The 5,566-nt window shown below is 72.7% G+C and carries 5 protein-coding genes and 1 pseudogene; 2 read left to right on the top strand and 4 right to left on the bottom strand.

Annotated elements, in window-relative coordinates:
• From ACWDX9_RS58915 to ACWDX9_RS58905, 3 genes are all read right to left on the bottom strand, one after another.
• The coding region (locus tag ACWDX9_RS58915; protein ID WP_449972292.1) for a lipoyl domain-containing protein at positions 1–351 on the bottom strand (351 nt) is incomplete at its 3' end.
• A complete protein-coding gene (locus ACWDX9_RS58910; RefSeq protein WP_449972290.1) occupies positions 348–1,349 on the bottom strand; it encodes an alpha-ketoacid dehydrogenase subunit beta in 1,002 nt (333 codons plus the stop codon). The genes ACWDX9_RS58910 and ACWDX9_RS58915, both read right to left, overlap by 4 nt.
• Positions 1,350–1,353: 4 nt before the next feature.
• Complete coding sequence (locus ACWDX9_RS58905; protein WP_449972288.1) at positions 1,354–2,265, bottom strand: thiamine pyrophosphate-dependent dehydrogenase E1 component subunit alpha; 912 nt, start codon at positions 2,263–2,265, stop codon at positions 1,354–1,356.
• Between the two features lie 259 nt (positions 2,266–2,524).
• On the opposite strand from ACWDX9_RS58905, the gene ACWDX9_RS58900 reads away from it, so the two are divergent.
• Positions 2,525–3,940, top strand: a complete 1,416-nt coding sequence (locus ACWDX9_RS58900; protein ID WP_449972285.1) for a condensation domain-containing protein — start codon at positions 2,525–2,527, stop codon at positions 3,938–3,940.
• Positions 3,941–3,950: 10 nt separating this feature from the next.
• Positions 3,951–5,243 carry a condensation domain-containing protein gene (locus ACWDX9_RS58895; protein ID WP_449972283.1) on the top strand — a complete coding sequence of 431 codons (1,293 nt, stop codon included), beginning with the start codon at positions 3,951–3,953 and terminating at the stop codon, positions 5,241–5,243.
• Between the two features lie 7 nt (positions 5,244–5,250).
• Here ACWDX9_RS58895 and ACWDX9_RS58890 read toward each other — a convergent pair.
• Positions 5,251–5,566: pseudogene (locus tag ACWDX9_RS58890) on the bottom strand (FAD-dependent monooxygenase); the annotation flags it as partial.

Below are 5,566 nucleotides of genomic sequence, written 5' to 3'. Positions count from 1 at the left end.
ATCCACGAGGTGCAGGCTGGTCGTGGCGGCGGACCGCCGCCCGGTCGGGGGGGGTCTGGGGGGGGGGGGCGCGGGGCGGGGGGCGGGGCGGGGCGGCGCCCCCGCCGGCGGGGGTGCCGAGGAGTCGGAGATGTGCGCGATCACGTCCCCGGGCCGGCAGGTCGCGCCGGTCTCCGCCGTCCGCCGCAGTACGCCGTCGGCCTCGGCCATCAGCTCCTCGGCCGCCTTGGAGGTCTCCAGGACCACCACCGGATCGCCCTTCACCACCCCGGCGCCGTCCTCGGCCAGCCACTCGACCAGCAGGTACTCGGTGTCGTTGTTGTTGAGCTTGGGCACGCGCAGCTCGGTCAAGGCAGGAGCTCCTGTACGGCGCGGACGATGGCGGTGTCCTGCACCAGCACGTCACGCTCGAGATGGGCGGCCGCCGGGATCACGCTTGCCGCCGAGTGGACGAGGGACACGGGACGCCGCAGGCGCCCCCAGAGCCGGCTGTGCACCTGGTGCGCCACCTCGGCCCCCCAGGTGCCGCCCGCGGTGCTCTCCTCGGCGACGACCACGGCGCCGGCCCGCTCCAGCAGCGGCGACAGCGGGGTCACGTCGAAGGGGTACAGGCGCCGGGGCACGAGCAGCAGGCAGGAGATCTCCCGCTCCAGCAGCAGCGTGCGCATCGCGGCCAGGGCCCGGTGCGCCACCCCGCCCGGCGCGATGATCACGCAGTCGGCCTGCTCGGGATCGTCCACGTACACCCTGGCCACCCCGCCGGCCCCGGGCACTACGTCGTACCGGAACAGGTCGTCCGCGACCCCGCCGCCGAAGAGCTGCCGGGTGTAGAGGATCTTGTCCTCGAACAGCAGGCACGGCTCGCCGCGCGCGAGCATCTCGCCGAACAGCTTGCGATGGTCGTCGAAGGGGGACACCTCGTACACCGCGAGACCAGGGACGCCGATGAAGTGCTTCTGCAGGCTCTGGCTGTGCGTGGGGCCGTAGCCGCGACCGCCCCCGGACGGGCAGCGCACGATCAGCGGCAGCCGCAGCGGCCTGCCGTACATGGAGACCGACTTGCTGGCGAAATTCACGATCTGGTCGAAGGCCAGGGCCACGAAGTCGGAGAACATGATCTCGACGATGGCCTTGCCGCCCGCGAGGGCCAGGCCGCCGGCCACGCCGACGATGCCGTTCTCGCTGATCGGGGTGGCCAGCACCCGGCCGGGGAAGCGGCTGGACAGCCCTTTAGTGATCTTGAACGCCCCGCCGTACGGATCGAGCACGTCCTCGCCGAGCACCCGCACGGACGGATCCTCGGCCAGCACCTCGTGCAGCGCCCGGTTGAGGCTCTCCGCGACCCGCATCGCCTCAGCCCTCCCGCGCCGACAGCGGCCGCCCGAGCACCTCGCCGGCCACCACCTCGACGAACGCGCGCGCCTCCGCGTCCATGCGGGCGAAGCGGGGGGAGCCGCCCTGGCGCGGGTACCAGTCGTGGTCGCGGGCGTGCCGGATCTCCTCGGCGGAGCGGGTGTCGTCGCCCTTGCTGTGCGGCCCGATCCGGTGCGTGGCGAACTCCACCACCAGCGGCCCCGCGCCCTGCCTGGTCCGCTCGAACAGCGGCCGCAGCGCGTCCCGGATCTCGTGCGGATGCCGCGAGTCCACGTGCAGGAACCGGCACCCGAACGCCCGCGCCCGATCCCCGATCGTGCCCGCCAGCTGCGCCGCAGTCGGCGTGGTCTGCGCGATCCCGTTGTTCTCGGTCACCACGACCAGCGGCAGCCGCCAGAGCGCTGCCATGTTGAGCGCCTCGTACACGGCGCCCTCGCCCCACGTCCCGTCGCCGACGTACGCCAGCGCCAGCGCGCCCGGCTCGGCGTCCCGCAGGTGCAGGGCCACGCCCGCGGCGACCGGCAGGCTCTCGCCCTGGATCCCGGTGGACAGGTAGCGGCCGGACAGGATGTGCTGGCTGCCGCCCACGCCCCCGCAGACCGCGCCCTCCCGCCCGGTGATCTCCGCGAGCAGTCCGTACGGATCCCGGAATCGTGCCAGGTAGTGGCCGTGTCCGCGATGATTGCTGAAGACATGGTCCCGCTCGCCCAGCAGCGGCGTCAGCGCGACCGGCACGTACTCCTGCCCCAGGCAGGTGTGGGTGGTGCCCTGCACGAGCCCTTGGCCGAACAGGTCGAGCAGCTTGCGTTCGAAGTGCCTGATCAGCAGGAGCAGTCCGAGGTCGTCGTCGGACAGGTCCTCCGTGATCTCTTCCAGCAGGCGTTCCGGCACGATCGGCACTCCTTGAGGGGGAATGGTGGTTTTGGGAGCGCTCCCACAAATTCTATCGATCACCGTGAGGAGCGGCAATGGTCGGACGGAGAGCTTTCCAGACTGTCAAATGCCGAGAATGAAGGGCCGGTGCCACGTGTGCTGATCGCCTGCCGTCCGCGCCCGGTCACTGAGCGTCGTGGTGGGGGATCTTGACCTGTCTCGAGCGCGATACCTAGGCTTCGGTGGGAGCGTTCCCAACTTTCGAGGTGACCCCCACGTGAGCCCCGACCTCGAGCGCGAGAAGCTGCGGCGCCGCCTGGCCACGCTGCCCCCCGAACGCCGTGCGGCCCTGCGCAGGGCGCTGCTCGGCGGCCGGGACCAGCGCACCTGGCCGCTGTCCACCGGGCAGGAGCGGCTGTGGTTCCTGCAGCGCTTCGACCCTGACGACTGCGCCTATCACATCACCTGGCCGGTACGGCTGCGCGGCCCCGTCGACGAGACCGCACTCGCCGCGGCGTTCACCGCGATCGCCTCCAGGCACGAGGTGCTGCGCACCCGCTTCGTCCTGGACGGCGACCTGCCCGCGCAGGTCGTGGACGAGCCCGGCGAGGTACGGCTGGACCACCTGGATCCCGCCTCCGCCGACCTCGGGCAGGCGGTCGCCGGCTACGCCGGGCGGCCGTTCGACCTCGCGGCGGCCCCCGCGTGGCGGGCGGGCCTGCTGCGCCTGGCCGCCGACGACGCCGTCCTGTGCATCGTGCTGCACCACATCGTGGTCGACCACTGGTCGCTCGACGTGCTCATGCGCGAGCTCGGCGAGTGCTACCGCGCCCACCGGGAGGGCCGTGCGCCCCTGCTGGACGAGCTGCCCGCGCAGTACCGCGACTTCGCCGCGGCCGAGCGGCGGCGGGCCGAGGAGGGCCGGGACCACCTGGACTACTGGACCGAACGGCTCGCCGGCGCACCCCCGCTCGACCTGCCCCTCGACCACCCCCGCCCGGCCCGCTGGACCGGCCGCGGCGCGAAGGCGGACGTGGCCGTGCCGGACGCGGACGTCACCCGCCTGGAGCTCCTCGCGCGCGCCCACCGGGCCACCCCGTTCATGGCCCTGCTCGCCGCGTGGCAGGTCACGCTGGGCGCGGCCGCCGGGCAGGACGACTTCTGCGTGGGCGTGCCCGTGGCCGGCCGGGACCGGCCCGAGCTGGCCCCGCTGATCGGCTACTTCTCCACCACGCTCGTCGCGCGGGCCGACCTGTCGGGGGATCCGACCTTCGGCGAGCTGCTGCGGCGTACCCGGATCAGCACCATGAAGGCCCTCGCCCACGCCGGAACCTCCTTGGACCGCATCCTCGGCGCACTGCGGGTGCCGCGCGACCTGAGCCGCCCGCCGCTGTGCCAGGCGATGTTCAACCTCACCCACAACCTGCCCACCGGCGACCTGCTCCGCACCGAGCTGGGGGACCTGGCCGTGGAGGTGTGTCCGCAGCCCGACCTGGGCCGGGCCCGGGTGGAGGTGTCCCTCGACGTCTACCGGGGGCCCGAGGGGATCGGCGGCTGGCTGGAGTACTCGACCGACCTGTTCGACGCCGCCACCGCGCACCGCCTGGTGGATACGTTCGCCCACATGGTGACGCGCGCGGGCGGCGACCCGAGCCTGCGGCTGTCCGAGCTGGGAGCAGCGGTCCGGAACTAAGGAGAGCGCCATGCGGCTTTCGGTGGACTTCGCCTCCGGCCGTTCCGGCACGGCGGAGCTCGCTTGGGGACAGCGGGACGTCTTGACGGCGATCCAGGGGGTGGGGCCGGACGCACGCTACTTCAACGTGCCCCGGCTGCTGACCGTCCCGGGCGCGGGAGGCCCGCGCCATCCCGGGGCCGTGGCGGCCGCTCTGGCCGAGGTGATGGGTCGGCACGACGCCCTGAGATCCGTGGTACGGCTCGGCGCGACCGGGCCGTACCAGGAGGTGGCGGCGGCCGGGACCCTGGCGATCGAGCTGGTCGAGGCCGCACGCGGCGACGTGGACGATGCCGCGGCCGGACTTGTCGCCCGTCTGGCCGGGCGACCCTTCGGCGACGGCGAGCAGCCGCTGCGCGCCGGGATCGTGGTCTGCGACGGCGTCGCCACGCACGTGGCGCTCGTGATGAATCATGTCGTCGCGGACTGGCGCGCGGCCGACGTCGTGGTACGCGATCTGCGGATGCTGCTGCTCCGCGGAGTGATCACGCGACCGCCGTCGTCGCAGTTGCTCGACCTGGTACGGGAGGAGGAGGCGGCCTCGGCCCGTTCGGACCGGTCGATCGCCCAGTGGGAGGCGCTCCTGCGGACCGTACCGTCCGCCATGTTCCCCACCGTGGTCAGCAGCGGCGCGACGCCGAGGTTCGCGCGGGCCGTGCTGTCGTCGCCCCGGCTCGACCACGCCGCACAGGTGCTCGCCCGCCGCACCGGCGTCAGCACCGCCACAGTCCTGCTGGTGGCGATCGCCATGCTGCTGCGCGAGCTGACCGGGCACGAGGTGTCCGCGATCACCCCGATCGTGCACAACCGCTTCAACAGCCGGACCCGGGGCCTGGTCACCAGCCTGAATCAGCTGGGACTGTTCACGCTGGGCCCGTGCGGAAGCCTTGCCGAGACCCTCGTGAGCGCGTATTCGGCGGTTCTCGCGTCTTACCGGCGCGCCCGCTTCGACTCGCTGGCCCTGCACGCGATGGTCGACCGGATGAGCGCCGACCGAGGCGTCCCCATGTTCCCGTTGTGCTGCTTCAACGACCTGCGCCCCGGCGAGGATTCGGGTGGCGCCGACCGCGCGGACGGGGAGTCCGAGCTGGAATGGCTGCCCGGCATGGACCGGCGCAGCTGCGACTTCTGCGTGGCCCTGATGCGCTGGAAGGGCACGCTCGGTGTGGAACTGAGCGCCGACACGACCCGCCTGCCCAAGGGCGAGATGGCCGCCCTCCTGCACCGGCTGGAGTGCTTCGTGATCGGCGCGGCTCACTCCTGACGGGCGCTCAGTAGTCCTTGAGGGTGATGGCGTTCGCGGCGGCGTTGAGCGGCTTCAGGATCGGGCGCAGGGCCAGGTCCTTCCAGGGCAGGTGGCTGACCATCCGCATCATGGTGGTCTGCATGCGGATCTGGCGGGAGCTGCCGGCCACCATCTGCTTGGCGTTGCTCTCGCCGAGGCTGAGGTTCACGTCGACGTAGCCGCGCATCTCCTCCTGGTAGCGGGAGAACGCCACCCGGTGGTCGCCGCCGGCGGCCTTCAGCTCGCCGGCCAGCACGTACGCCCCCACGAGGGCGAGGCTGGTGCCCTGCCCCGACAGCGGC

The sequence above is a fragment of the Nonomuraea sp. NPDC003201 genome (assembly GCF_053590415.1).
The sequence above is the reverse complement of the archived record's forward strand: the minus strand, read 5'-3'. Positions and strand labels throughout refer to the sequence as shown.